At 66.9% G+C, this 25,674-nt stretch carries 25 protein-coding genes; 17 read left to right on the top strand and 8 right to left on the bottom strand.

All coding sequences use genetic code 11. The features are described 5' to 3' along the window. Positions 1–79: 79 nt before the first annotated feature. Positions 80–1,123, bottom strand: a complete 1,044-nt coding sequence (locus ACK3BB_RS10670) for a polyamine ABC transporter substrate-binding protein (RefSeq protein ID WP_428928720.1) — start codon at positions 1,121–1,123, stop codon at positions 80–82. Between the two features lie 288 nt (positions 1,124–1,411). On the opposite strand from ACK3BB_RS10670, the gene ACK3BB_RS10665 reads away from it, so the two are divergent. The 6 genes from ACK3BB_RS10665 (at position 1,412) to tpiA (ending at position 6,419) form a co-directional block, all read left to right on the top strand. Continuing rightward, positions 1,412–2,305, top strand: a complete 894-nt coding sequence (locus ACK3BB_RS10665) for an SPFH domain-containing protein (protein WP_428924632.1) — start codon at positions 1,412–1,414, stop codon at positions 2,303–2,305. Continuing rightward, entirely contained in the window at positions 2,302–2,574 is a 273-nt protein-coding gene (locus ACK3BB_RS10660; RefSeq protein ID WP_428924631.1) for a hypothetical protein, read from the top strand. The genes ACK3BB_RS10665 and ACK3BB_RS10660 overlap by 4 nt, the downstream gene beginning before the upstream one ends. A 187-nt stretch (positions 2,575–2,761) precedes the next feature. Further along, positions 2,762–3,946, top strand: a complete 1,185-nt coding sequence (locus ACK3BB_RS10655) for an HWE histidine kinase domain-containing protein (protein ID WP_428924630.1) — start codon at positions 2,762–2,764, stop codon at positions 3,944–3,946. A 160-nt stretch (positions 3,947–4,106) separates the two neighbouring features. Next, positions 4,107–4,469, top strand: coding sequence for an SUF system Fe-S cluster assembly protein (locus tag ACK3BB_RS10650; protein ID WP_428924629.1), 363 nt, complete (start codon positions 4,107–4,109; stop codon positions 4,467–4,469). A 612-nt stretch (positions 4,470–5,081) separates the two neighbouring features. Then, positions 5,082–5,432 carry a HesB/IscA family protein gene (locus tag ACK3BB_RS10645; protein ID WP_428924628.1) on the top strand — a complete coding sequence of 117 codons (351 nt, stop codon included), beginning with the start codon at positions 5,082–5,084 and terminating at the stop codon, positions 5,430–5,432. Positions 5,433–5,678: 246 nt separating this feature from the next. After that, a complete protein-coding gene (gene tpiA, locus ACK3BB_RS10640; RefSeq protein ID WP_428924627.1) occupies positions 5,679–6,419 on the top strand; it encodes a triose-phosphate isomerase in 741 nt (246 codons plus the stop codon). Positions 6,420–6,745: 326 nt separating this feature from the next. On the opposite strand, the gene ACK3BB_RS10635 is transcribed toward tpiA, so the two are convergent. The 5 genes from ACK3BB_RS10635 to ACK3BB_RS10615 all read right to left on the bottom strand — a co-directional run bounded on the left by ACK3BB_RS10635 (position 6,746) and on the right by ACK3BB_RS10615 (position 13,605). Next, positions 6,746–8,140: a TRAP transporter large permease gene (locus ACK3BB_RS10635; protein WP_428924626.1), complete on the bottom strand. Its 1,395-nt coding sequence runs from the start codon at positions 8,138–8,140 to the stop codon at positions 6,746–6,748. 4 nt (positions 8,141–8,144) lie between these two features. Beyond that, on the bottom strand, positions 8,145–8,831 hold the full coding sequence (locus tag ACK3BB_RS10630) for a TRAP transporter small permease (RefSeq protein ID WP_428924625.1): 687 nt from the start codon (positions 8,829–8,831) through the stop codon (positions 8,145–8,147). 96 nt (positions 8,832–8,927) lie between these two features. Then, entirely contained in the window at positions 8,928–9,929 is a 1,002-nt protein-coding gene (locus ACK3BB_RS10625) for a DctP family TRAP transporter solute-binding subunit (protein WP_428924624.1), read from the bottom strand. A 644-nt stretch (positions 9,930–10,573) separates the two neighbouring features. Then, positions 10,574–11,818, bottom strand: a complete 1,245-nt coding sequence (locus ACK3BB_RS10620; protein WP_428924623.1) for a sigma-54-dependent transcriptional regulator — start codon at positions 11,816–11,818, stop codon at positions 10,574–10,576. After that, on the bottom strand, positions 11,815–13,605 hold the full coding sequence (locus ACK3BB_RS10615; protein ID WP_428924622.1) for a sensor histidine kinase: 1,791 nt from the start codon (positions 13,603–13,605) through the stop codon (positions 11,815–11,817). Before ACK3BB_RS10615 ends, ACK3BB_RS10620 begins: the two co-directional genes overlap by 4 nt. A gap of 59 nt (positions 13,606–13,664) precedes the next feature. Between ACK3BB_RS10615 and ACK3BB_RS10610 the strand changes: the two genes are divergently transcribed. Then, complete coding sequence (locus tag ACK3BB_RS10610) at positions 13,665–14,846, top strand: cytochrome P450 (RefSeq protein WP_428924621.1); 1,182 nt, start codon at positions 13,665–13,667, stop codon at positions 14,844–14,846. 248 nt (positions 14,847–15,094) lie between these two features. Here ACK3BB_RS10610 and ACK3BB_RS10605 read toward each other — a convergent pair whose 3' ends face one another. Further along, positions 15,095–15,562, bottom strand: coding sequence for an Lrp/AsnC family transcriptional regulator (locus ACK3BB_RS10605; protein ID WP_428924620.1), 468 nt, complete (start codon positions 15,560–15,562; stop codon positions 15,095–15,097). Between the two features lie 139 nt (positions 15,563–15,701). Between ACK3BB_RS10605 and cysG the strand changes: the two genes are divergently transcribed. The 10 genes from cysG (at position 15,702) to infC (ending at position 24,678) form a co-directional block, all read left to right on the top strand. Next, positions 15,702–17,105, top strand: a complete 1,404-nt coding sequence (gene cysG / locus ACK3BB_RS10600; protein ID WP_428924619.1) for a siroheme synthase CysG — start codon at positions 15,702–15,704, stop codon at positions 17,103–17,105. Further along, positions 17,105–17,416: a DUF2849 domain-containing protein gene (locus tag ACK3BB_RS10595; RefSeq protein ID WP_428924618.1), complete on the top strand. Its 312-nt coding sequence runs from the start codon at positions 17,105–17,107 to the stop codon at positions 17,414–17,416. The genes cysG and ACK3BB_RS10595 overlap by 1 nt, the downstream gene beginning before the upstream one ends. Then, the gene (locus ACK3BB_RS10590; protein WP_428928680.1) at positions 17,409–19,073 is read left to right on the top strand and encodes a nitrite/sulfite reductase; all 1,665 of its coding nucleotides are present in this window, start codon (positions 17,409–17,411) and stop codon (positions 19,071–19,073) included. The genes ACK3BB_RS10595 and ACK3BB_RS10590 overlap by 8 nt, the downstream gene beginning before the upstream one ends. A 4-nt stretch (positions 19,074–19,077) precedes the next feature. Continuing rightward, positions 19,078–19,833, top strand: a complete 756-nt coding sequence (locus ACK3BB_RS10585) for a phosphoadenylyl-sulfate reductase (protein ID WP_428928679.1) — start codon at positions 19,078–19,080, stop codon at positions 19,831–19,833. A gap of 167 nt (positions 19,834–20,000) precedes the next feature. Beyond that, complete coding sequence (locus tag ACK3BB_RS10580; protein ID WP_428928678.1) at positions 20,001–20,399, top strand: DUF934 domain-containing protein; 399 nt, start codon at positions 20,001–20,003, stop codon at positions 20,397–20,399. A gap of 81 nt (positions 20,400–20,480) precedes the next feature. Beyond that, a complete protein-coding gene (locus ACK3BB_RS10575) occupies positions 20,481–21,338 on the top strand; it encodes a ferredoxin--NADP reductase (RefSeq protein ID WP_428928677.1) in 858 nt (285 codons plus the stop codon). Positions 21,339–21,537: 199 nt separating this feature from the next. After that, positions 21,538–21,951, top strand: a complete 414-nt coding sequence (locus ACK3BB_RS10570; RefSeq protein WP_428928676.1) for a calcium-binding protein — start codon at positions 21,538–21,540, stop codon at positions 21,949–21,951. An 82-nt stretch (positions 21,952–22,033) separates the two neighbouring features. Next, on the top strand, positions 22,034–22,933 hold the full coding sequence (locus tag ACK3BB_RS10565) for a M10 family metallopeptidase C-terminal domain-containing protein (protein WP_428928675.1): 900 nt from the start codon (positions 22,034–22,036) through the stop codon (positions 22,931–22,933). Positions 22,934–23,076: 143 nt separating this feature from the next. Continuing rightward, positions 23,077–23,967: a calcium-binding protein gene (locus tag ACK3BB_RS10560; protein WP_428928674.1), complete on the top strand. Its 891-nt coding sequence runs from the start codon at positions 23,077–23,079 to the stop codon at positions 23,965–23,967. A gap of 213 nt (positions 23,968–24,180) precedes the next feature. After that, positions 24,181–24,678 carry a translation initiation factor IF-3 gene (gene infC / locus ACK3BB_RS10555; RefSeq protein WP_428928673.1) on the top strand — a complete coding sequence of 166 codons (498 nt, stop codon included), beginning with the start codon at positions 24,181–24,183 and terminating at the stop codon, positions 24,676–24,678. Positions 24,679–24,852: 174 nt separating this feature from the next. Here infC and ACK3BB_RS10550 read toward each other — a convergent pair whose 3' ends face one another. Next, positions 24,853–25,638: an FAD binding domain-containing protein gene (locus ACK3BB_RS10550; protein WP_428928672.1), complete on the bottom strand. Its 786-nt coding sequence runs from the start codon at positions 25,636–25,638 to the stop codon at positions 24,853–24,855. Between the last annotated feature and the right edge of the window lie 36 nt (positions 25,639–25,674).

The following is a 25,674-nucleotide window of genomic DNA, read 5'->3' as shown; positions in this document are numbered from 1 at the left end:
AGCGCCCCCCGGCGGCCCTTCTCGGCCGGGCCGTGCTTCGGGCAAGGGCACGCCGGCAGTGGCGCGCCCTTGCGGGGCCTCAGGTGCCCGACTTGATCTTGGTCCAGAGCCGCGTGGCCGTCCGCTGCACCTTGGGCGCCCAGCCCTGGAAAACCCAGAGCGTGTCCATCGTGGCCTCGGGCGGATAGATCGCCGGATCGCCGATCACGTCGGGCTCAAGGAAGGCCTGCGATGCCAGGTTGCCGTTGGCATAATAGACATAGTTCGACACCGCCGCGATGTTCTCGGCCCCCAGCATGAAGTTCAGGAAGGCATGGGCCGCGTCCGGGTTGGGCGCATCCACCGGGATCGCCATCTGGTCGAACCACATGGCCGAGCCCTCGGCGAAGGCATGGTAGGCGATCTCGACCCCGTTGTCGGCCTCGGCCGCGCGGTCGCGCGCCTGCAGCACGTCGCCCGACCAGCCCACCGCCACGCAGATGTCGCCATTGGCCAGGGCGTTGACATATTCCGAGGAATGGAACTTCTGCACATGGGGCCGCACCGCCGTCAGCACCTCTTCGGCCGCATCGAAGGCCGCGCCGTCCTGGGCATTGGGATCGAGCCCGGCATAGAGCATCGCCGCCGGGATCATCTCGACCGGGGCATCGAGGAAATGCACCCCGCAGGCCGCCAGCTTTTCCATGTTGGCCGGGTCAAAGACCAGCGCCAGGCTGTCGACCGGCGCATCGGCGCCCAGAACCTCGGCGACCTTGGCCGTGTTGATCCCCACCCCGGTCGTGCCCCAGAGGTAATTGATCGAATAGGCATTGTCGGGATCGAAATCCGCCGTCCGCCGGGTGATCATGTCCCATTGGTTGCCCGCATCGGGCAACAGCGCCGGGTCCAGTTCCATGAAGGCCCCGGCCTGGATCTGCCGGCGCAGGAAGCTGTCGGAGGGCACCACCACGTCATAGCCCGACTGGCCGGCCAGCATCTTGGTCTCCAGCATCTCGTTGCTGTCGAAGACGTCGTAGACCACCTTGATCCCGGTCTCTTCGGTGAATTTCGCCAGCAGGTCGGCATCGATGTAATCCGACCAGTTGTAGACATGCAGCTCCTGCGCCCCGGCCAGGCCGGCCATCAGGCCGATCGCCGTGCCCAGCACCGCCGCGCGGGTCGTTGTTGTCGTCGTCATCGCTCATCCTTTCACATCCGGCCGTTCCCCGGGCCCGTCCCCGGCCGGGCTGTCCCGGCCGGGTCGCGCCCCCTAAGCCTAACCCGTCCCGATGACAAGAACATCACTGCCCTGCAGGCCCGGCAGAACACCGCCCCGGCCTCCGCGCGCCCACATGTCCCTTGCCAGCCCCGCGCCCAGGGCACATCTATGGCCTGACACGGCCCTGCCGCAGCCCCCGGGAAGGACATGCCCATGACCGAAGACCAGATCATCCAGGCCGCTTCCGGCTCCATCCTCTACATCCTGGCCGCCGTGCTGCTGATCGTCATCGTCTTCAAGGGCGTCAAGATCGTGCCGCAATCCGAGAAGTTCGTCGTCGAACGGTTCGGCCGGCTGGCCGCTGTCCTGGGCCCGGGCATCAACATCATCATCCCCTTCATCGACCATGTCGCCCACCGCATCTCGATCCTGGAACGCCAGCTGCCGGCCATGAGCCAGGATGCCATCACCGCCGACAACGTCCTCGTCCAGGTCGAAAGCTCGGTCTTCTTCCGCATCCTGCACCCCGAAAAGACCGTCTACCGCATCCGCGATGTCGACGAGGCCATCGCCACCACCGTCGCCGGCATCGTGCGGTCGGAAATCGGCCGGATGGAGCTGGACGAGGTCCAGTCCAACCGCTCGCAGCTGACCGCCACGATCAAGCAATCGCTGCTCGAAGCCGTGGACGACTGGGGCATCGAAGTCACCCGGGCCGAGCTGCTCGACGTCAATCTCGACGAGGCGACCCGCGCGGCCATGCTCCAGCAGCTCAATGCCGAACGCGCCCGCCGCGCCCTGGTCACCGAGGCCGAAGGCAAGCGCCGGGCCGTCGAGCTGCAGGCCGATGGCGAGCTTTATGCCGCCGAACAGATCGCCAAGGCCCGGCGCATCCAGGCCGATGCCGAAGCCTATGCCACCGGCGTCGTGGCCCAGGCCATCGAGGACAACGGCATCGAGGCCGCGCAATACCAGGTCGCCCTGAAACAGGTCGAGGCCCTGGCCGCGCTTGGCACCGGCGAGGGCAAGCAGACCATCCTGGTGCCCGCGGCCGCGATCGAGGCCTTTTCCGACGCCTTCCGCCTGCTGCGGGGCCGAGACACATGAGCGCCCTGACGCTCTGGTGGGTCTGGGGCGCCGCGGCGCTGGTGCTGGGCATCCTCGAAGTGCTGGTGCCGGGCTTTGTCTTCCTGGGTTTTGCCATCGGTGCGGCGGCGGTCGCCCTGCTGCTGCTGAACCTCGGGCTGGTGCTGTCGCTGCCCCTTCTGCTGCTGGTCTTTGCCGCCCTGTCGCTGCTGGCCTGGATCGTCCTGCGCCGGGCCTTTGCCCTGCCCCGTGGCCAGGTCACGCGCTTTCACGACGACATCAACGACTGATCGCGCGCGGCTGGGTGCAGCGGCCCTGAAATGCGTCCGCTGACACAATTTTACCTTTGACCGCGCCCCGATAGCCGCTAAACCTGGCGCCCGACCGGCCGCACCACGCGGCCCCGCAACCAACGGGACGAGACATCAAGACCATGCCCTGCCCGCCTCCCGCCGCCGGCCACCCAACAGCCCGGACATGGTGACGCGCCGCTTCCCCGACACCCGCCCCAAGGGCCATGACGACACGCTGGGCGGCTCTGCCCGGCTGGCCGCGCTGGACGCATCGGGCCTGCTCGACACCGCTCCCGAAGAGGTCTTTGACCGCGCCGTACGCCTGGCCACGCGGATCACCGGCACGCCCGTCGGCCTGCTGTCGTTGGTCGATGGCAAGCGCCAGTTCTTCAAGGCCCAGACCGGGCTGACCGGCCAGGCCGCGCGCGACCGCCAGACCCCGCTCAGCCATTCCTTCTGCCAATATGTCGTCAGCGCCGATACCCCCCTGTCGGTCCGCGATGCCCGCGAACATGCGCTCCTGCGCGACAACCTGGCCGTCGGCGAGCTGGGCGTTGTGGCCTACCTGGGCGTGCCCGTCCACGGGCCCGAAGGCCAGCCGCTGGGCTCGTTCTGTGCCATCGACGACAAGCCCCACGACTGGACCGACGCCCAGGTCGAGGCGCTGACCGACCTGTCGCACATGATCGAGACCGAAATCGCCCTGCGCGAGACGCTCGAGGACCGCCAGCTGCTGCTGCGGGAGATGAACCACCGGGTGAAGAACATCTTTGCCATCGTGACCGGCATCATCCGCCTGTCGCGCCGCCAGGAAAGCTCGGCCGAGGCGCTGGCCCGGGCGCTGGAAAGCCGGGTCCAGGCCCTGGCCCAGGCGCATGAGCTGATCGTGCCGGTGGTCGTGGCCCATGAACAGCCGGGGCCGCAGATCTCGCTGCAAAAGCTGGTCGCCACGCTGCTGGAACCGCATCTGGACCGCGAGATCGAGCGGGTCACCATCGACGGGCCCAACCTGATCCTCGGCCAGAAGGCCGTGACCTACCTGGCCCTGGTGTTTCACGAACTGGCGACCAACGCGGCCAAGTACGGCGCCCTGGCCGATGCCGAGGGCCGGCTGACGGTGACCTGGCGCCTGGACGGCGGGGAGACGGATGCGGCCGAGGGCCCTGTGTCCGACCCGGCGCGGGTGGTGATCGACTGGCGCGAGGAAGGCATCGCCCCGCCCCCGGAAACGCCCAAGGGCCATGGCTTTGGCACCGAGCTGCTGCAGATCTCGGTCGAACGCCAGCTCGACGGCCAGCTCGACACCGAGTTCGGCTCCGGCTTCATGGCCCGGCGGATCACCCTGCCCGAAGCCGCCCTGCGCCAATAGCCCGGCCGTGATGGGCCAGGATGGGTTGCCCAACCCATCCTACGGCGGCCCGTCCCCCGGTGCGTCAGGCGCAAAACCGTCGCCCCCGCTGCCACGCGCTCCCTTTACCCTCCCCGCCCATTTCCTATATGTTCGCTCAGGAACCCCGGAAGAGGATGTCATGACCCAATCCCCCGAGCCCATGGAAGGCGCGCCCCTGATCCCCCCGTCGAGCACCGATCACCCGCTCTACGAGCAGATCGTCGATGCCTGCCGCACGGTCTACGACCCCGAAATCCCGGTCAACATCTACGAGCTCGGCCTGATCTACACCATTGATATTTCTTCGGAAAACGAGGTCAAGATCCTGATGACCCTGACCGCCCCGGGCTGCCCCGTGGCCGGTGACATGCCCGGCTGGGTCGCCGATGCGGTCGAGCCGATCGGCGGGGTCAAGCAGGTCGATGTCGATCTGACCTGGGAACCGCCCTGGGGCATGGACATGATGTCCGACGAAGCCCGGCTAGAACTCGGCTTCATGTGACCGCCCGCGGCACGGACCGGCCGCGCGCCGCCCTGCTGCTTCTTTCTCTTTCCAAATATCCGGCGCGCCCTCTCCACGGGCGCCCGTCCGCCCATGGGCGCCCCTTATCCACAGCAAATTCCTCCCTGTTTCAAAGCTGTTACCTGGCTGACACCTGCCTGTCACGCCAGCCCTTTAGCCACCGGCGCGTGTCTTGAGACATGCCGCCACGGCCTCCAACGGCCGGCGGCCCATTTGACGGATCCCTTTTTCGCGGGCCACCACGCTGTCCCCTCGGCACCAATCCGGCCTCCGCTCCGGCCGCCCGGCCCCATGCCGGGCGGTCATTTCCCGTCCGCATGGCCGCCCGACACCTGGCACCCGGGGATTTCGCCTCGCATTGCCGCCCGGCGCCTGACACCGATGTTTTCGCCTCACATGGTCGTCCTCCGCGTGACAAGCGGACATTTCCCCTGGCTTGGCTAGCGGCGCGACGATCCATCATGTCCCCGTGCTTGATCACCGGCCGGGTGACGACCGGTCATTTCCCCTCTCATGGCTGCCCGCCGCGCGCCAGGTGCTTGAGCCCGGCCCCCGCAATCCCTACATTGGCCACCAAAGGAGCCTCGCCACATGTTTGCTATTCCCGGAAAACAGGCCGTTACCATCACCCCCCGCGCCGCGGCGCAGATCCGCAAGCTGATGGACCAGGGCGACAAGACCGGCCTGCGCATCGGCGTCAAGAAGGGCGGTTGCGCGGGCATGGAATATACCATGGATTACGTGGCCACGGCCGACCCCAACGACGAGGTCGTCGAACAGGACGGCGCCCGCGTGCTGATCGCGCCCATGGCCCAGATGTTCCTCTTCGGCACCGAGATCGACTACGAGACCAGCCTGCTGGAATCCGGGTTCCGCTTCAACAATCCCAACGTGACCGAAGCCTGCGGCTGCGGCGAATCGATCAAGTTCGCCAACATGTGACCCCGCGCGCGCCGGCCCGCCCGGCGCCGCCATGCCTTGCCGTATGATACGTAGGGATGACAGCCTGCGCCCTGTGTCGCTCCGAAACCGCCGCTCCGGCGCAGCGCATCACTCCCCGCACCGCCCCTTGCCGTCCGACGCCAGGCCCGGCCCCGGCGCCTGCAACCCCCTCAGCCATGCCATTTGTCACCCCGCGCCGCCGGTGTTAACCATATGCACCAACGCGGTTTCAACGAGGGACGGACCATGCGGCGCAAACTGGCGGCAGGCAATTGGAAGATGAACGGCACCCAGGCGGCGCTGGCGGAACTGGCCACTCTGGCCGCCCGGCCCGCGGCCGGATGTGACGTGCTCATCTGCCCCCCGGCAACCCTTCTGAGCCGCGCGGCCGATGCCGCCGGCACGGCCATCGCCCTTGGCGGGCAGGATTGCCACGCGGCCACCTCGGGCGCCCATACCGGTGACATTTCGGCCGCCATGCTGGCCGATGCCGGGGCCAGCCATGTCATCACCGGCCATTCCGAACGGCGCAGCGATCACGGCGAGAGCGATGCCATGGTCAAGGCCAAGTCCGAAGCGGCCATGGCCGCCGGGCTGACCGTCGTGCTCTGCCTGGGCGAGGACCTGGACCAGCGCGAGGCCGGGACGACCCTTGCGGTCATCGGCGCCCAGCTGGCCGGCTCGCTGCCCGCCGGGGCCACCGGCGACACGCTTGTCGTGGCCTATGAACCTGTCTGGGCCATCGGCACCGGCCTGACCCCCACGCTCGACCAGATCGCCGAGGTCCATGCCTTCCTGCGGGCCGAGCTGACCGGCCATCTCGGTGCCCCGGCGGCGGATATCCGGCTGCTCTACGGCGGCTCGGTCAAGCCGTCCAACGCCGCCGAGATCTTTGCCGTGGATGATGTCGACGGGGCGCTGGTCGGCGGGGCCAGCCTGAAAGCGGCCGATTTCGGCGCCATCATCGACGCGCTCGACGCCGCCTGATCCCGGTCCGGGCCTGCGCTGGCCCGGCCTACCCGCACTTACCCCTGCGCCGGTCCGCATCTGCGCGGGCCTTCCCTCGCTGGCCCAACCTGGCCGGCCTGTTCCTGCGCCTGGCCGACCTTCGCCCGCCGACCTCCAGGCTCCCCACCCTCACCGGCCCCTGCCCGCGCTTCCTGCGTAGGGCGGGGTTTACCCCGCCGCCCCCCGGGCCAGGCGGGCCGTCATGTCCCAACGAAAAAGGGCCGCGGCAGCGCCTTGCGCCCCCCGCAGCCCCCAAAGTCGACCGACCCGGCGGGCGCCCCTCAGCAAGGCGCCCGTCTGTCGCATCAGTTCGTGATGATCTCCGGCCCCATCAGCAACGTCGGCAGCCAGGTCGAAATCCCCGGCACGTATGTCACCAGGATCAGGAAGACGAAGAGCACGGCCAGGAAGGGCAGCGCGGCCTTCACGACCCGCATCATCGGCATCCCTGCAACCCCGGAGGTCACGAAGAGATTCAGACCCACGGGCGGCGTGATCATCCCGATTTCCATGTTCACCACCATGATGATGCCCAGGTGGATCGGGTCGATCCCCAGCTCGATGGCAATCGGGAAGACCAGCGGCGCCACGATGACCAGAAGACCCGACGGCTCCATGAACTGCCCGCCGATCAGCAGGATCACGTTGACGATCACCAGGAACATCACCGGGCCCAGCCCCGCGGCCAGCATGGCCTCGGCGATATGCTGGGGGATCTGCTCGTCGGTCAGCACGTGCTTGAGGATCAGCGCATTGGCGATGATGAACATCAGCGTGATCGTCAGCTTGCCGGCTTCGAACAGGGTCTTCTTGGTGTCGGGATGGACAAAGGCCGTGACCAGCGCCCAGGGCTTCTGGGCCAGCGTCAGGTTCTTCTCGCCCTCGGGCGTGGCCAGCGGGCCCATGTCGCGATAGACAAAGACCGCCACCAGGAAGGCATAGACCGAGGCCACGGCCGCCGCTTCCGTCGGGGTAAAGATCGCGCCCGTCACGCCGGGGATACCATAGATCCCGACCATGATGATGACGATCAGCATCAGACCCCAGAAGGCATCCTTGAAGGCCGACCAGATCTCGCCCCAGCCCAGCCATTCGCCCTTGGGCATGTTCTTGATGCGGGCCATGACATAGATCGTGATCATCAGCATGATGCCGGCCATCAGCCCGGGGATCACCCCGGCCAGGAACATCCGCCCGACCGACACGTCGGTGGCCGAGGCATAGACGACCATGACGATCGACGGCGGGATCAGGATGCCCAGCGTGCCGGCATTGGCAATCACGCCGGCGGCGAAATCCTTGGTATAGCCAGCCTGGCGCATCGCCGCGATGACGATGGACCCGATGGCCACCACGGTGGCCGGCGACGAGCCCGACAGGGCGGCAAAGAGCATGCAGGCAAAGACGCCCGAAATGGCCAGGCCGCCGCGCATGTGGCCGACACAGGCGATGGAAAAGCGGATGATCCGCTTGGCCACGCCGCCCGTCGACATGAAGGACGACGCCAGAATGAAGAACGGGATGGCCAGCAGCGTGTAATGCCCGGCCATGGCCTGGTAAAAGCTCTGGGCGATCGAGGCCAGCGACGTGTCGGAGAACGCCAGCAGGAAGAAGATCGACGACAGGCCCAGCGACACGGCGATCGGCACGCCGATCAGCATCAGCCCGATGACCAGGGCAAAGAGGATGACAACGTCCATGGGTTCAGTCTCCGCGGTTCATGGCGGCGACATCCTCGACCGCGTCTTCGGCTTCGTGGCTGACGATCAGGCTCGACCGCGTGCCGCGCAGCACGCCGATCCCGGCCTGGATGAACCGGATCAGCAAGAGCCCGGTTCCGAACGGCAGGATGAAATAGGGGATCACGCGGGGCAGCTTGTCATAGGCCTCGCCATAGTTGATCGCCTCTTCCAGCCAGCGGAAGATGCCCAGCATCGGCACCTGGTCGGTGGTATAGAACGCCCGGTCGCGCACGCCTTCGGTAAAGCCCAGCGGGAACCAGCGGCCCTCGGTCGGCTGCAGCGCGGCAAACGGCGCCCAGTAATCCCAGGCGCCCTTGAACAGCAGGATGCCGTAGAGAATGCAGACCGCCGCGGCGATCAGCGCCAGCACCCGGCGCGGCCCGGCCGGCAGGGCATTGGTCACGGCATCCACGCCCAGGTGGGCGGTGACCTTGACGCAATAGCTCACGCCCAGGATGACCAGCCACGAGAACAGGATCAGCGTGACCTCGAGCCCCCAGATGAAGGACGAGTTGAAACCGTAGCGCAGCACGACGTTGATGAAGGTGACCAGCGTCATGAGCCCCAGGATCAGGGCGATCAGCGTCTCTTCTAGGTTGTTGATCGCACGGCCCAACGGCGTGCGCGGATGGAATTTCTGCCCGCTCATGGGCCCCCTCCCCGAAATGAGCGCGCCGGACGTCTCGGGCCCGGCGCGCAGGTCGGTTGATGATGGGCCGGCCCCCGCGGGCCGGCCGGCAACGGATTACATCGACGCGTTGATTTCCTGCGCGGCGGCGATGTTGTCGGCGCCCACGTCGCCCTCGAACTCGGCCCAGACGGGCTTCATCGCGTCGACCCAGGCCTGGCGCTGCTCGGGCGTCAGCTCGCGCACGACACCGCCGGCGTCGATGACCGATTGCTTGGCCGCCTCGTTGACCGCCGCCGATTCCGAGTTCCGCGTGGCGGTCACTTCGTCGACGATGGTCATGAACTGGTCGCGCACATCGGCATCCAGGCTGTCCAGCCAGTCGACCGAGGTCACGACCAGGTAATCCAGCACGCCGTGGTTGGTCTCGGTGGTGCCGTCCTGCACCTCAAAGAACTTCTGGCCGTAGATGTTCGACCAGGTGTTCTCCTGCCCGTCGACAACACCCTGCTGCAGCGCGCCGTAGACTTCCGAGAAGGCCATCGGCTGCGGCGAGGCATCCAGCGCTTCCATCTGGGCGACCAGCACGTCGCTGGGCTGCACGCGGAATTTCAGCCCGGCGGCATCGCCCGGCATTTCCAGCGGCTTGTTGGCCGAGAACTGCTTCATGCCATTGTGCCAGAAGGCCAGGCCCTGCAGCCCGCGACGGGCCATGGAATCCTTCATCGCCTCACCGGTTTCCGAGGCCTGGAAGGCATCGACGGCATCGATGTTCTTGAACATGAACGGCAGGTCGAAGATGCGGAACTGCTTGGTAAAGGTCTCGAATTTCGACAGCGAGGGCGCGGCCAGCTGCACGTCGCCCTGCAGCATCGCTTCCAGCACCTGGTCATCGTTGTAGAGCGTCGAGTTCGGGTAGACTTCCATGCACATCGTGCCGTTCATCTCGTCGTTCACCCGCTGCTCCAGCAGCGAGGCGGCGATGCCCTTGGGGTGCTTGTCGGTGTTGGTCACATGGGCAAACTTGACGACGATCTCGCCGTCGTCGCAAGCGGCCATGGCGCCGGAGGCACCAACACACAGCGCCAGGGCGGCGGTGGCTTTGAGCAGGGTCTTCATGGGGTCTCTCCTCCCGATGGATCTGTCATGAACGTGAGGCGGCCGGGCCGCCGGCGCGAAGTGATGCGCGCTGATCCCGCATCATGCAAAGCCGCAATGCACTGACAACAAGTCTTGGCACGACCCCCTTGAAATCCGCGATTCCAAGCGTTTTCAGAGACTTGGCAGGATCGCGCCCATATCCACCGCACCACCCTGTGCGAAGATCCGCACATCCCGCCCCGGCCATTGTGCGACTTTCCGCACACCTTCCCGCCCTTCTCCGCGCCCGAAACACCCCGCGAGTCACCCCGGCCCGCGCCACGTTCCGCCTCGCGACGCCCTCGTTTGCATCACGACCCGCTTCGCAGATCCCCTCCGCCCGCAGATCGGCCCGCAAGCCCACGCACCTTCCCCGAACCATCGCACCAGACACCCCGCCCCAATAGGCGCGGCGCCACACATTACCGTCGCCCCCCAGAACCGACCGCGCCATTGACCACCCTGTCCCGTCTCGGACCGGCGCTCCTTCCCACCCCACCACAAGGCACCCACCGCCGCCCCCCGGGCGCCGGCCTGCTGCTTCTTTCTCTTCGTAAATATCCGGCCGTCCAGCCCGCCGCCCCGCGTCGTCCCCGGGCAAGGGCGGACCCGGCCGATGCGCCCTAGCGGCGGAAATCCTCGGGCCGAATGCCGTATTTCGCCAGCTTGTCATAGAAGGTCTTGCGCGGCAGTTTCAGCACCTTCGCCGCCTCCGACGCCCGCCCGTTCTGCCGCCCCAGCGCCGCGATCAGCAAGGACCGCTCCACCCGGGCCATCTGTTCGGCCAGCCCCAGCTCGGCCGCCGCCGAGACCTCGTCCGACATGCCCAGGACAAACCGCATGGCCGCCGACATCAGCGACCGCGCATTGCCCGGCCAGGCCTGCGCCATCAGCGCGGCCAGGTGGTCGGGCTTGATCTCGGGCGCGGCAATGCCCGCCTGTTCGGCCGCCTGGGCCACGTAGGCCCGGAACAGCACCGGGATATCCTCGGGCCGCTCGGCCAGCGCCGGCACCCGCACCCCGGTCACCTGCAGCCGGTAGTACAATTCCGGGTTCAGCACCGCCCCGTCCTGCAGGATCGCCGGCTCGCGCGACGTGCCCGCCATGACCCGCGCCGCCGCGTCATGCCTGGCCCCCGGCGCCTCCAGCGTCTCGATCAGGGCGATCTGCGTGTCGGCCGGCAATTGCGCGATCTCGTCGAGAAACAGCGCGCCCCCCGCCGCCGCCGCCAGCCCGGCATCCAGCCCGGCCCGGTCCAGCCCGGCCGCCGCGCGCTTCTCGAACGGGCCTTTCGAGCGCGGCGAACACAGGTGCACCACCTCGGCCACCTTCGAGATCCCCGAACCCGGCGCGCCCTCGATCAGCACCGGGGTTTCCAGCCCGGCCACCCGCCGCACCCGCGCCCGCAGCCCTTCGGCCAGGTCGGACACGCCAAAGATCAGCCGGGCGGCGGGATCGCCGGCCTCGGCCCGGTCGCGTGCCTCGCGCTGGCTCAGCACGCCCAGCCGCGCCTCCAGCGCCCGGGTCAGCGTCTCGACCAGCTCGGCCGGGGCACAGGGCTTTTCCAGGAAACCGAACGCTCCCCGTTCCATCGCCCGCACCGCCATCGGAATGTCGCCCTCACCGGTCAGCAGCACCACCGGCAGCTCGTCATCCACCGCATGGGCGTAATCCAGCAGGTGGAACCCGTCGCGCCCGGGCATGCGGATATCCGACAGGATGACGCCCGGAAAATCGCGGGTGATCCGGTCCTTGGCCGCCACGAAGGACCCGGCCTGGATCGGCTCGATCTCGGCCAGGTCCAGCGTCTGGGCCAGCGCCTCGCGCACCGAGGCATCGTCCTCGACCAGTAACACCTTGCCACTCATGCCGCCTGTCCTTCCGATCCGTCCTGCGGCCGCCGGGTTTCCCAGCGGTCCAGCTCGACGGTGAACACCGCCCCGCCGCCGGGGCCGTTCACGCCCCGGATATGTCCGCCAAAACTCTGGACGAGGCCATAGGAAATCGACAGGCCCAGCCCCATTCCCTCGTCGCTGCCCACCTCCTTGGTCGTGTAGAACGGCTCGAAGATCCGCTCGGGATCGGCAATGCCCGGCCCGTCGTCGCTGACCGACACCACCAGCCGCTCGCCCTCGGTGAGGGTGATCGTGATGCCCCGGTCTTCCTGTTCCGACATCGCATCGGCCGCGTTGGTGATCAGGTTGACAAAGACCTGCACCAGCCGGACCTCGCCGCCCCAGGCCCGCACCGGACCGGCCGGCCGGTCCCAGCCCAGCCTGACTCCGTCGCGCCCCAGCCGGCCGGCGGTCAGCTCGACCGCCGTGTCGATGACCTGCACCAGGTCGACCTTGCCCATCGGCTCGCTTTCGTTGCGGGCAAAGGCCCGCAGGTTCTTGATGATCCGCGCCGCCCGCTGGGCCAGGCCCGAGATCTTGTCGAAATTGTCCCGCGCCACCTCGGTCCGCCCGCGATCCAGGAAGGCCGCCCCGTTCTCGGCAAACTGGCGGATGGCCATCAGCGGCTGGTTCAGCTCGTGCGAGATGCCCGCGCTCATCTGGCCCAGGGCCGACAGCTTGCCGGCCTCGATCAGCTCGGCCTGGGCGCGTTTCAGCGCCGCCTCGGCCTCCTGCCGTTCGGCCACCTCGCGGCGCAGCCGGGTGTTGGCCTGGGTCAGCGCGCGGGTCCGGGCGGCCACCCGGGTTTCCAGCTTGGCATTGGCCAGGGCCAGGGTGCGCCGGCGCTCGGTGGCCAGGTTCAGCATCATGCCGAAGGCCAGGCAGATCGCGGCCACCGCCGCGGCCTGGGTCAGGGCCAGCCGCCGGGCCGGGGCCAGGTCGACGAGGATGCTGGCCGTCATGCCGATCACCGGCATCGGCTGGCTCAGATGCAGGGCATGCAGGGGCACGTAGGGGCTCCATTCCACCCGCCAGACCTCGCGCCCGCCGACATGGCGCGCGCGCACCGGCGGGGCCTCGCCCTGCGGCGGCTGCAGGCCCGGCCGGCCCGGGGTCTCGCGCCAGAACAGCAGCTCGGAGCGGTTGGAAACAAACACAATGCCCGAGGCGTCGACGAAATAGACCGGCGCCCGGCCGCCGCGCCAGGCTTCTTCCAGGTCGTCCACGTCGACGGTCACGATCACCGCCCCGCGCACCCCGCCGTCTCCGCCGAAGACCGGCGCGGCAAAGGACCATTCCCGCCGCCCGCCCGGCGCGCCCGGGCCATGGGCATCCCCCAGCGCGCCCTGCATCGCCCGCCGCACGTCGGGCGCCCCGGCCCGGCTGCCCGTCGCCCCGCTGGCCGCCACGACGATCTGCCCGCCGGCATCGACATAGGCCAGGTCCAGCGCCGAGGTCTTGTCGGCCACCTCGCGCAGCACCGCCCGCGCGGCCTCGCGGCCCGGCGCCGCTTCGGGCCCGCGGCGTGGATCGAGCCCGGCCAGCACCGGGTGATCGGCCATCAGCACGGCCAGCTCGCGGTAGGTCTGCAATTGCGAGGTCAGGCTGTCGGCGGCCAGGGCCAGGTCGGACTGGCCGCGCAGGGCCAGCTGGTCCAGGGCCTGGCGATAGCCGGCCTGCCCGGCCAGCGCGGCCAGCAGCGCCACGGCGGCCAGGAACAGCGGGATGACGGCAGGGCTTTGCGGGCGGGAACGGCTCATGACGCGCAGGCTATCAAACAGGGCCTTGCATTGACCAGTGGGCCGGGCCATCTGGCGGCATGCAGAGCCTTCGCCAGTCGCCGACCGACCCCGCCTTCGTCCAGGATCCCTACCCGTTCTACGACCGCGCCCGGGCGGCCGGGCCGCTGGTGTTCTGGGAGGATTACGACATGGTCGCGGCCTTCGGACAGGCCGAGGTGCATGCCCTGCTGCGCGATCGCCGCTTCGGGCGGGAACGGCCGGCCGAAATGCCCCTGCCCGCCCCGGCCCACCTGGCGCCCTGGCTGGCGACCGAGGCCCATTCGATGCTGGACGCCGAGCCGCCGCGCCACACCCGGCTGCGCGGGCTGGTGCTGCGGGCCTTCACCTCGCGCCGGATCTCGGCGCTGGGGCCGGACACGGAGACGCTGTGCCATGCGCTGGTCGACCGCTTCCCCGAGGGAGATTTCGACCTGTTGCAGGCCTATTGCACGGCCGTGCCGGTGACGGTGATCTGCCGGCTGCTGGGCGTGCCCGAAGAGGATGCCCCGTTGCTGCTGGACTGGAGCCACCGGATGGTGGCCATGTACCAGGCCAGCCGCACCCGGGCCACCGAAGACAGCGCCGCGGCGGCGGCGGCGGATTTCACGGCCTACCTGAGGGCGCATGTCGAACGCCGGCGCAGCACCCCGGCCGACGACCTGATCACCCGGCTGATCGAGGCCGAGGAAGACGGCACGCGGCTGTCGACGGACGAGCTGATCGGCACCTGCATCCTGCTGCTGAACGCCGGGCACGAGGCCACGGTGCACGGGCTGGGCAACGGGGTGAAGACCATGCTGCAGCTGGGGCTGGACCGCCGCTGGCTGGCCCCCGACACGATCGCTGCCACGGTCGAGGAAATCCTGCGCTACGACCCGCCGCTGCACATGTTCACGCGCTATGCCTACGAGGATATCGAGGTCTTTGGCCACCGGTTCCGGCGCGGCGACCAGGTCGCGCTGATGCTGGCCGCGGCCAACCGCGATCCGGCCTGCTGGCCCGATCCCCATCGCTTTGATCCGACCCGCGCGCTGACCACCCATACCAGCCTGGGCGGCGGGCTTCATTTCTGCGTCGGTGCCCCGCTCGCGCGCCTGGAGATGCAGATCGCCCTGCCCATCCTCTTCGACCGGCTCCCCGGTCTGCACCTGGCCGAAGCCCCGGCCTATGGCGACACCTATCATTTCCACGGGCTGACCCGGCTGATGGTCGCGCCCTGACCCGAAACCGGCGCCCGGCCCCGGCTGGACGGCCGGATATTTGGAAAGAGAAAGAAGCAGCAGCGCGGCGCCTTGCCCCGGGTGTCGGGCGGCCGGTAGACGGGCGCGCCCAGCCGAACCACCCCGGCCCGCCCAGCCATCCACCGGGCATGACCCGGGCCGGGGGGCGCGGCCTTTCTGCTTCTTTCTCTTCTCAAGTATTCCCGGGGGAGTCCTCCAACGGAGGACGGGGGCAGCGCCCCCGAAGATCACGTCTCCAGGGGCAGCAGGTTCGTCGACTTGATCTCTTCCATCGACAACAGCGCCGTGACGTTGTGCACCCGCACTTCCGAGATCAGCGCCTGGTAAAAGGCATCATAGGCCCGCGCGTTGCGCACCCGCACCTTCAGGATGTAGTCGATATCCCCGGCCAGCCGGTGCGCCTCCTGCACTTCGGGCCGCTCCCGCAGCGCGGTCAGGAACTTCCGCTGCCAGTCGGCCTCGTGTTCCGAGGTGCGGATCAGCACGAAGAACGTCGCCTCGAACCCCAGCGCCTCGGCATCCAAGATCACCGTCTGCCGGCCGATCACTCCGGCCTCGCGCAGCTTGCGGATGCGGTTCCACACCGGGGTCTTCGACGAGCCCACCGCCGTGGCGATATCCTCCAGCGACTGGCCCGCGTCGCGCTGCAGTTCCGCAAGGATTTTCCGATCCGTCTCGTCGATGCGCACCGTCATTCCGTCTCTCCCGGCATTTCCAAACACTTTGCCCGCGCAGCGGCACATCATGGAACATATGTCCTTATTTGCCCGGGGTACTAGTGAGGATACAGGATTTTTTCCTATCTTTAGGGGCAGAACAGACGTGGATGCCGCAATGCAGCACTTTCCGATCTTCCTGGCGCTTTCCGAGCGCAGCGTCATCGTCTCCGGCGGGGGCGAAGCGGCGCTGGCCAAGTTGCGGCTTCTGATGAAGTCCGAAGCCTCGATCACCGTTTTCGCCGCCACACCGGCCGAGGACATCGTCCGGCTGTCGGTCGAAGGCCGGCTGGTGCTGGTCCGCCGCGCCCTGCGCGCCGGCGACATCAAGGGCGCGGCCCTGTTCTATGCCGCCGACGAGGATGCCGCCGAAGACGCCCGCACCGCGGCCATTGCCCGGGCCGAGGGCGCGCTGGTCAATATCGTCGACAATCTCGAGGACAGCCAGTTCATCACCCCGGCCATCGTCGACCGCGACCCGGTGACCGTGGCCATCGGCACCGAAGGGGCGGCTCCCGTGCTGGCCCGGGCCATCAAGGCCGATCTCGAAGCCCGCCTGCCCGCCACCCTGGGCCCGCTGGCCCGCATCGGCAAGGCTTTCCGCAAGATGGCCGAGGCCCTGCCCCATGGCCGGGCGCGCCGGGATTTCTGGGCCGATTACTATTTCGACGCCGGCCCCCGGGCCATCGCCCGTGGCGGTGATGCCATCGACCAGGCGCTCGACGACCTGCTGCAGCGCCATCTCGACCGCGAGGCCGCCCCGGGCCACGTGGCCTTTGTCGGTGCCGGGCCGGGCGATCCGGAATTGCTGACGCTCAAGGCCCGCAAGGCGCTTGATGCCGCCGACGTGGTGATCTACGACCGCCTGGTTTCCACCGAGATCCTGGAACTCGCCCGGCGCGAGGCCGTCATGATCGACGCCGGCAAGGAAGCCTATGGCCCGTCGACCCCGCAGGAGCAGATCAACCTGGCTATCACGACCCATGCCAAGGACGGCCACCAGGTGGTGCGCCTGAAATCGGGCGATGCCACGGTCTTTGGCCGTCTCGACGAGGAAATCGAGGCCTGCGAAGAGGCCGGGGTCAGCTGGCATGTCGTGCCCGGGATCACCGCCGCTTCGGCCGCCGTGGCCGGCATCGGCCAGTCGCTGACCCGGCGCGGGCGCAATGCCAGCGTGCGGTTCCTGACCGGCCACGACATGAAGGGCTTTGCCGAACAGGACTGGGCCGACCTGACCCGTCCCGGCGCCGTTGCGGCGATCTACATGGGCAAGCGCGCCGCGCGCTTCGTCCAGGGCCGCCTGCTGATCCACGGCGCCGACCGGGCCACGCCGGTGACCTTCGTCGAAAATGCCTCGCGCGTGGACCAGCGCGTCGTGGCCTCGACCCTGGGCACCATGGCCGACGACCTGGCCGCCGCGGACCTGCAAGGGCCCGCCCTCACCTTTCTCGGCCTGGCCCCGCGCGCCGCGCGCACGGCCCTGGCCGACCACACGAACAGCCTGCAAAAGGAGCTCGCCTGATGCCGCCACGCCCCTTCACGCCCAAAGTGGTGACCGCCAATGACCTTCTGGAGGGCGATGTCATCTACCTTCGCCAGGACGGCAGCTGGACGCGCCTGCTGGGCGAAGCCTACCTGATCACCGAGGAAGACGAGGCCAAGGCCCGCCTGGCCGAGGCCGAGGCCCAGCCGGGCAAGCTGGTCGGGGCCTACCTGACCGACATGAAAGCCGGCGACAACGGCCCCGAGCCCGTGCATTTCCGCGAGGATTTCCGCCGCACCGGACCCAGCAATTATGCCCACGGCAAGCAGGAGGACCTGCGTCATGTATAAGTATACCGAATTCGACACGGCCTTCCTGGCCGAGCGCAACCGCCAGTTCCGCGCCCAGGTCGAACGCCGCATCGACGGCTCGCTGACCGAGGACGAGTTCAAGCCCCTGCGCCTGATGAATGGCGTCTACCTGCAGCTGCATGCCTACATGCTGCGGGTCGCCATCCCCTATGGCACGCTGAACTCGGCCCAGATGCGCCAGCTGGCGCTCCTGGCCGACAAGTGGGACAAGGGCTATGGCCATTTTACCACGCGCCAGAACATCCAGTACAACTGGCCCAAGCTGCGTGACATCCCCGACATGCTGGACGCCCTGGGCGAGGTCGGCCTGCATGCCATCCAGACCAGCGGCAACACCATCCGCAACGTGACCTCGGACCATTTCGCCGGGGCCACCGGTGAAGAGATCGGCGATCCGCGTCCCGTGGCCGAGCTGATCCGCCAATGGTCGACCGATCACCCGGAATTCCAGTTCCTGGGCCGCAAGTTCAAGATCGCCATCACCGGCGCCGAACATGACCGGGCGGTGATCAAGGCCCATGACATCGGCCTGCGCATGGTCGAACAGAACGGTCAGCCCGGGTTCGAGGTGCTGGTCGGCGGCGGCCTTGGACGGACGCCGATGATCGGCAAGGTCATCCGCGATTTCCTGCCCCAGGCCGATCTGCTGCCCTACCTGGAGTCGATCCTGAGCGTCTACAACCTGCTGGGCCGGCGCGACAACAAGTACAAGGCCCGGATCAAGATCATGGTGCACGAGCACGGGATCGAGGACATCCGCGCGCGGGTCGAAGAGCGGTTCGAGACGATCCGGCCGACCTTCTCGGGCGTCGACCAGGAGATCCTGGCCGATATCGCCGAGATGTTCGCCCCGCCGGCCTTCCGCAACGTGTCCGAGGCGCCGTTCAAGGCGGCCTATCACGAGGACCCGGTGTTCCGGTCGTGGTGCGATACCAACCTGAGCGCGCACAAGGCCGAAGGTTATGCCATCGTGTCGATCTCGCTCAAGAAACAGGGCGAGACCCCGGGCGATGCCACCGGCGAGCAGATGCGCGTGATGGCCGATCTGGCCAAGACATACGGCCATGACGAGCTGCGCATCAGCCACGAGCAGAACGTGATCCTGCCGCATGTGCACAAATCCGACCTGCCGGCGGTTCACGCCGCGCTGAAGGAAGCCGGGCTGGCCACGGCCAATATCGGGCTGGTGTCGGACATCATCGCCTGCCCCGGCATGGATTACTGCGCCCTGGCCACGGCCCGGTCGATCCCGATTGCCCAGCAGATCGCCACGCGGTTCGAAGAGCTGAAGCTGGAGCACGAGATCGGTCCGATGAAGATCAAGATCTCGGGCTGCATCAATGCCTGCGGCCATCACCACGTGGGCCATATCGGCATCCTTGGCCTCGATCGCGCGGGCGTCGAGAACTACCAGATCACGCTGGGCGGAGACGGCACCGAAACCGCGGCCCTGGGCACGCGGACCGGGCCGGGCTTTTCCTACGAGGACATCGTGCCGGCCATCGAACGGATCATGCGGACCTACCTGGACCAGCGTGAAAACGCCGACGAGACCTTCCTGCAGGCCTATGGCCGGCTGGGCATGGAGCCGTTCAAGACCGCGCTCTACGAGCAAGAGGCCATTGCTGCGGAGTAAGCAGATGTTGCATCGAGCCAACTCATTGAGAGACGATGCGGCCGTTCCTTTCGAGACACCGGAAGAGAAGGTCGCGGCTCTCAACAAACGCTACCGGCATCACTCGGCCACCGACGTGATGCAGGGGGCGCTGCGCGATGCCGGGCGCATCGCGCTGGTGTCCAGCTTCGGCGCGGAATCGGTGGTGCTGCTGCACATGGCGGCGGTGACCGACAAGGACACGCCGGTGCTCTTCATCGACACCGAGCTGCTCTTTCCCGAAACGCTGGTCTACCAGCAGGAGGTGACGGAGCGGCTGGGCCTGCGCAACGTGCAGGTCATCAAGGCGGCCAACATCGCCGAGAAGGACCCCTATGGGGCGCTGCGGTTTTCCGACACGGATGCCTGCTGCCTGTTGCGCAAGACGCTGCCGTTGCAGAACGCCCTGTCGGGCTATGACGGCTGGATCACCGGGCGCAAGCGGTTCCAGAGCGCCGGGCGCTCGGCGCTCGACTTCTTCGAGGTCGAGGACGGCACCGGGCGGATCAAGGTGAACCCGCTGGCCCATTGGGCGCCCGAAGACGTGCGGGCCTACATGGACGAGAACCGCCTGCCCCGGCATCCGCTGGTGGCCCAGGGATATCCGTCCATCGGCTGCTGGCCCTGCACGTCCAAGGTGGAAGACGGCGAGGACCCGAGGGCGGGCCGCTGGCGCGACAGCCAGAAGGACGAATGCGGGATCCATTTCGTGAACGGCAAGGCGGTCCGCGGGCCGGTTTGATCACCGGATCCGCTGCGCGCGGCGGCGGGCCGGACAAGGAGACGGGCCGTGGCGCCCGGGGGCCGATGGGACCCGGGCGCACATGGCAATCGGCGGCACCCCGTGGCGGGTGTCGAACAGGGTATTTAGACCAAGAAGAAGCCAGGGGCTTCGGAAAGGGACGACAGATGACGGTTCTTGTGACCGATACCGGGTTCGGCCCGGATGACTGGGCGGCGGGCTTTGCCGCATCCGATGCGCGCACGGCGGCCGAAGGGCTGGACCTGGCCTCTGACGTGGATCCCCGCGAGGTGGATTTCGACGGCGTGCCGGTGATCCGGGTGGATTTTCCCAGCTCGGCCGACGGACGCGGCTTTACCATTGCCCGCCAGCTGCGGCTGCGCGGGTTCGAAGGCCGGCTGCGGGCCCGTGGCCACGTGCTGGCCGACCAATATGCCATGGCGAGACGCTGCGGGTTCGACGAGGTCGAGATCGACACCGCCCTGGCCGAACGCCAGCCGCAGGACCAATGGCTCTTTCGGGCCGACTGGCAGGCGCATAATTATCAGGCGCGGCTGCGCGGCTGAGGCGCAGGCGACGCGCGATTTCCCGCATCCGTACGAGATGAGACAAGGAGACCGGTTTACCCCGCGCCGGTGATGCAAGATATGACCAACATGACACCTGTGACCAAAGGCGCTCCCGCCGACAAACCCGCCGTGAAGGCGATGCCCGATGCGCAGACCGTGACCTCGGTCGAGCATTGGACGGATCGCCTGTTCTCCTTCCGCGTGACGCGACCCGCCAGCCTGCGGTTCCGCTCGGGCGAATTCGTCATGATCGGCCTGATGGGCGATGCCGACCCCAAGACCGGCAAGCAAAAGCCGATCCTGCGGGCCTATTCGATCGCCTCGCCGGCCTGGGACGAAGAGATGGAATTCTATTCCATCAAGGTCCCCGACGGCCCGCTGACCTCGCGCCTGCAGCATATCAAGCCGGGTGACGAGATCATCCTGCGGCCCAAGCCGGTCGGCACGCTGGTCCATGACGCGCTGCTGCCCGGCAAGCGCCTGTGGTTCTTTGCCACCGGCACTGGCTTTGCGCCCTTTGCCAGCCTGCTGCGTGAGCCGCAGACCTACGAGGATTACGACGAGATCGTCATCACCCATACCTGCCGCGAGGCCGGCGAGCTGACCTATGGGGCCAAGCTGATCGACAGCCTCAAGGATGACGAGCTGCTCAACGAGGTGATCGGCGAAGGCTTCTGGAAGAAGATCAAGTATTACCCGACCACGACCCGGGAAGAGAGCGCCAAGATGGGCCGCATCACCGACCTGATGCGTTCGGGCGAGGCCTTTGCCGACCTGGGCGTCGAGCCGCTGAACCCCGAGACCGACCGGGCGATGATCTGCGGCAACCTGGCCTTCAACCTCGAGCTGAAGGAAATGCTTGACGGCTACGGGCTGGAAGAAGGTGCCAATTCCAAGCCTGCGCAATACGTGGTCGAAAAAGCCTTCCTCGACTGATCCTTCGCGTGAGCCTTTTGGGGGCGACTGATCCTGCTGTTGCTCCTTTCCGCTGATCCCGTGACCGGGCCGCCCGACCAGGCGGCCCGTTTCGTTTTCGGCCAGGTCGAGACTGTGCCCCTTGGCACAATTGCCCGAATCCCCGACATCCGGCATCATTCCCGGGCGAAATTAATTTGCGGTTGACGGAGGAATTTTCATGACTTGGCAGATCGGCACATCGCTCGACGATTATTACAGCGCATCAGACAGTTACGATGTGTTCACCACATTTTCCGGCAATGACACGATCGAAACCGGTGGCGGGACGGATTTCGTCTTTGCCGGCGTCGGGCTCGACACGATTGTGGTGGGCAGCGGCACCAATTACGTGCGCGGCGGGCTGGATTCCGACACGTTCATCTTTGCACAAGGCGCCAGCGGCACCACCTTTCTGCGTGGTTTCACCAGCGGCGAAGATGTCATCGACCTGAGCGACATGGGCATCACCGGGATGGACGACATGATTGTGCGCAGCTACGGCGCGGGCACGATCCTTTACACCGACGACCTGACGATCCACGTCAACCTGACCCCCGACCAGTTGACGGACAGCGATTTCATCTTCGCCTGACCGGCCCCGGATTTTTCGGTGTGCTTGAGCCTTTCTTAAGCCTTTTGCGTCACATCTGTCGCCACACAGGACGGAGAAGGCCATGGCAGTACGCCTGGGAACGTCATTTGACGACATGATCGATGCGGCCGACACGGATGACGTGCTGGCCGGGTTTTCCGGCAACGACCGGATCGAGACCGGGGCGGGTGACGACCTTGTCTTTGGCGGCATCGGCGATGACACGATCATCGCGGGAACCGGGTTCAACATGGTCTTTGGCGGGGCCGACCGGGATGTCTTTGTCTTTACGCCCGACAGCGCGGGCATGACGTTGATCGGCGATTTCGAGGACGGGCTCGACCGGATCGACCTGTCGCAACTGGGTATCACCGGCTATTCCCAGCTGGATATCGAGATGAACAGCAGGGGCGCGATCATTGTCATCGGCGGGCTTGTCATCAACCTGCGCACCGATGATGTTGCTGGCTTCGGGGCCGAAGATTTCATCTTTGCCCAGCCGCCCGGCGCGCGCATCCTCGATTTCGAGGATGTCGCCCATGACGATGGCTATGCCGCCCTGATCACCGATGCCTATGCCGGGTTTACCTGGACCAATTTCGGGGTCCTGGAAACCGATGAATACAGTGCCGAGAAGGTCAGCGGCTATCGTGCCCGGGACGGTGACAACCTGCTCTACAACGGCTTCGGTGATCCGGCGGCCTTTGCCCGGGCCGAGAATTTCGATCTCGAATCGCTGTGGCTGTCGGCCGCCTGGTCCGACGGGCTGAACGTCACGATCGAAGCCTGGGATGACGGCGCCCTCCTCGGCCGGCAGGTTGTGACCCTGACCTATGGTGTCAGCGCCCTGTTCGAACTGGATGACGCGCTTTTCGATTCCGTGGACGAGGTCCGGTTTGTTGCCTCCGGCGGTCAGGATGTCACAACCGACGAGGGCACGGGCAGCCATTTCGGCCTCGACCAGATGACCCTCATCGGCTGAACCGGGCACGGGCACATCGCGCCAAGGTATTGCGATCAATGGAATAAAAAGTTCCGATGATTGTGAAATAAATTACAGACAATCAATTGTGACACATGTTACGAACTCTCCATTGGCACGTATTAGACATTGGAGATTGCACAATGCCTTTCGTTTTCGGTACGAATTCCAACGACACCTTTGGCCCTTCGAATTCCAGCGACATTTTCATCACCCTCGGCGGCGCGGACGTCATCGAAACCGGCGGCGGCAATGACCGCGTCTTTGCCGGCAACGGCGCCGACACGATCATCATGGGCGGTGGCACCAACATCGTCTTTGGCGGTGGCGGGGCGGACACGTTCCAGTTCAAGGGCAATGCCTCGGGCACGACCTTTATCCGCGATTTCCAGAACGGCACCGACGTCATCGACGTCTCGGCCCTGGGCATCCAGGACATCAGCCAGCTCAACATCACCGCGTCGGGCAACGGCAGCCTGATCTCGATCAACGGCCTGTCGATCTTTGTCAACGTGGCCCCCGGCACGCTCGACGCCACGGATTTCGTCTTTGACGTGGTGCCCACCCAGACCGTGGATTTCGAAGACCTCTCGGCGCCGAACGGCTCGCTCGAGCCCCTGCCGTCCAGCTATGCCGGCTTTACCTGGACCAATTTCGGCCTGATGGAATACGATGAATTTCAACTGGAATCCGACAGCGGCTATCGCCCCGCATCGGGCGACAACCTGGCCTATAACCAGTATGGCGATGCGGCCTCGATCGCGCGCGGCAGCGATTTCGACCTCGAATCCGTGGCCATGTCGGCGGCCTGGAACGAAGGCCTGCAGGTCACCCTGTCGGGCTACAACAACGGCGCGCTCACCGGCACCGAGACCTTCACCCTCGCCTATGGCGTGTCGCAGGTCTTTGAGCTGAACGATGCGATCTTCGACAATGTCGACGAGGTGGTCTTTACCGCGTCCGGCGGCACCGACGTGACCACCGATTCCGGCGCCGGCACCCATTTCGCGCTGGATGACCTGATCTACGCCTGATCCTCGGCATCACGCCGGCCCACCGGCCACGGATCACCCCGCCCTGTCCTCGCAGGCGGGGTGATTTTTCGATTGCCCCCATGGTTCCCGCTTGAATTGAGACAGGACCGCGATTACCTTGCGCATCCAGCAATTTCCGGTAACTGACGAAGGATTGTCACAATAGCCCGCAGACCTCACAACGCGCCGCCGACCCGTGATACCGGCCCCCGCGTGAACGACAAGATCCGTGCCCCCGAAATCCGCCTGATCGGCCCCGAAGGCCAGAACGTCGGCGTGGTGGCCCCTGCAAAAGCGCTTCAGCTTGCTGAACAGGTCGGTCTCGACCTGGTCGAAATCTCTCCGAACGCAACGCCGCCCGTGTGCAAGATCATGGATTTCGGCAAGTTCAAGTACGAGACCCAGAAGCGCGAGGCCGAGGCCCGCAAGAAGCAGAAGATCATCGAGGTCAAGGAGGTCAAGTTCCGGCCCAACACGGATACGCATGACTATGACGTCAAGATGCGCAACGTGTTCAAGTTCCTCGAGAACGGCGACAAGGTGAAGGTCACCCTGCGCTTCCGCGGCCGGGAAATGGCGCACCAGAACCTTGGGCGCGAGCTGCTTGAACGGGTGGCCGACGACGTCAAGGAAATCGGCAAGATCGAGAACATGCCGAAGATGGAAGGCCGCCAGATGGTCATGATGATCGGCCCGCTGCCCACGCGCTGACCGATCGCGCCCCGGCGCAGATCCCGAGATACCAACGCCCTGCCCTCACCGGCGGGGCGTTTCGCTTTCGGGGCCCGAAAACGGCCTTCCCGAACCCGCAGAGCCATGAATCCATCCCAAATGCAAACGCCCCGACCGAAGCCGGGGCGGGTAGCAATCCTTGTACAGGCGGCCTCAGGCGGCGGCGGTCACCGCCCGCCGGGTCATCACGCCGACCAGGTGCGCGCGGTACTCCTTGGACCCGTGGATGTCGCCGATCATACCGTCAGCCGCCACGGTCAGCCCTTCGACGGCCCCGGCGGAGAAATCGGCCGACAGCGCGGCTTCGGCCTCGCTCCAGCGGAAGACCCCGTCTTCGGACGCCCCGGTCACGGCCACGCGCACTCCGTCGGCAAACCGGGCCACGAAGACCCCGACCATGGCAAAGCGCGAGGCCGGCTGCACGAATTTCTGGTAATTCGCCGCCTGCGGGATCGGGAAGGTCACCGCCGTGATGATCTCGCCTTCTTCCAGCGCCGTGGTGAACAGGCCCTGGAAGTAATCGTCGGCGGCAATCTCGCGCGTGTTGGTCACGATGGTCGCCCCCGATGCCAGCGCCGCCGCCGGGTAACAGGCCGCCGGGTCGTTGTTGGCCAGCGACCCGCCGATCGTGCCGCGGTTGCGCACCGCCGGGTCACCGATGTGGCTCGCCAGTTCGGCCAGCGCCGGATAGGCCCCGGCCTCGGCGGCCACCGTCGCATGGGTCGTGCCACCGCCGATGCGCAGCGTATCACCTTCGGCCGACACGCCCTTGATCTCGGCGATCCCCGCCAGCGACACCAGCGTCGCCGGCATGGCCAGCCGCTGCTTCAGCGTCGGGATCAGCGTCTGACCGCCCCCCAGCGCCTGCGCCTCGTCCCCGCCGAGCGCCGTCACCGCATCGGCCAGGCTCGACGGTTTCACGAACTCGAATTCATACATCTCTCGCTCTCCCCGAAGAGCCGGGGCGCCACGCCC

It is taken from the genome of Marinibacterium sp. SX1 (assembly GCF_050389775.1).
Taxonomy (GTDB): Bacteria; Pseudomonadota; Alphaproteobacteria; order Rhodobacterales; family Rhodobacteraceae; genus Marinibacterium.
Note: the sequence above shows the minus strand (reverse complement) of the source record. Positions and strands in the feature narration are given on the sequence as shown.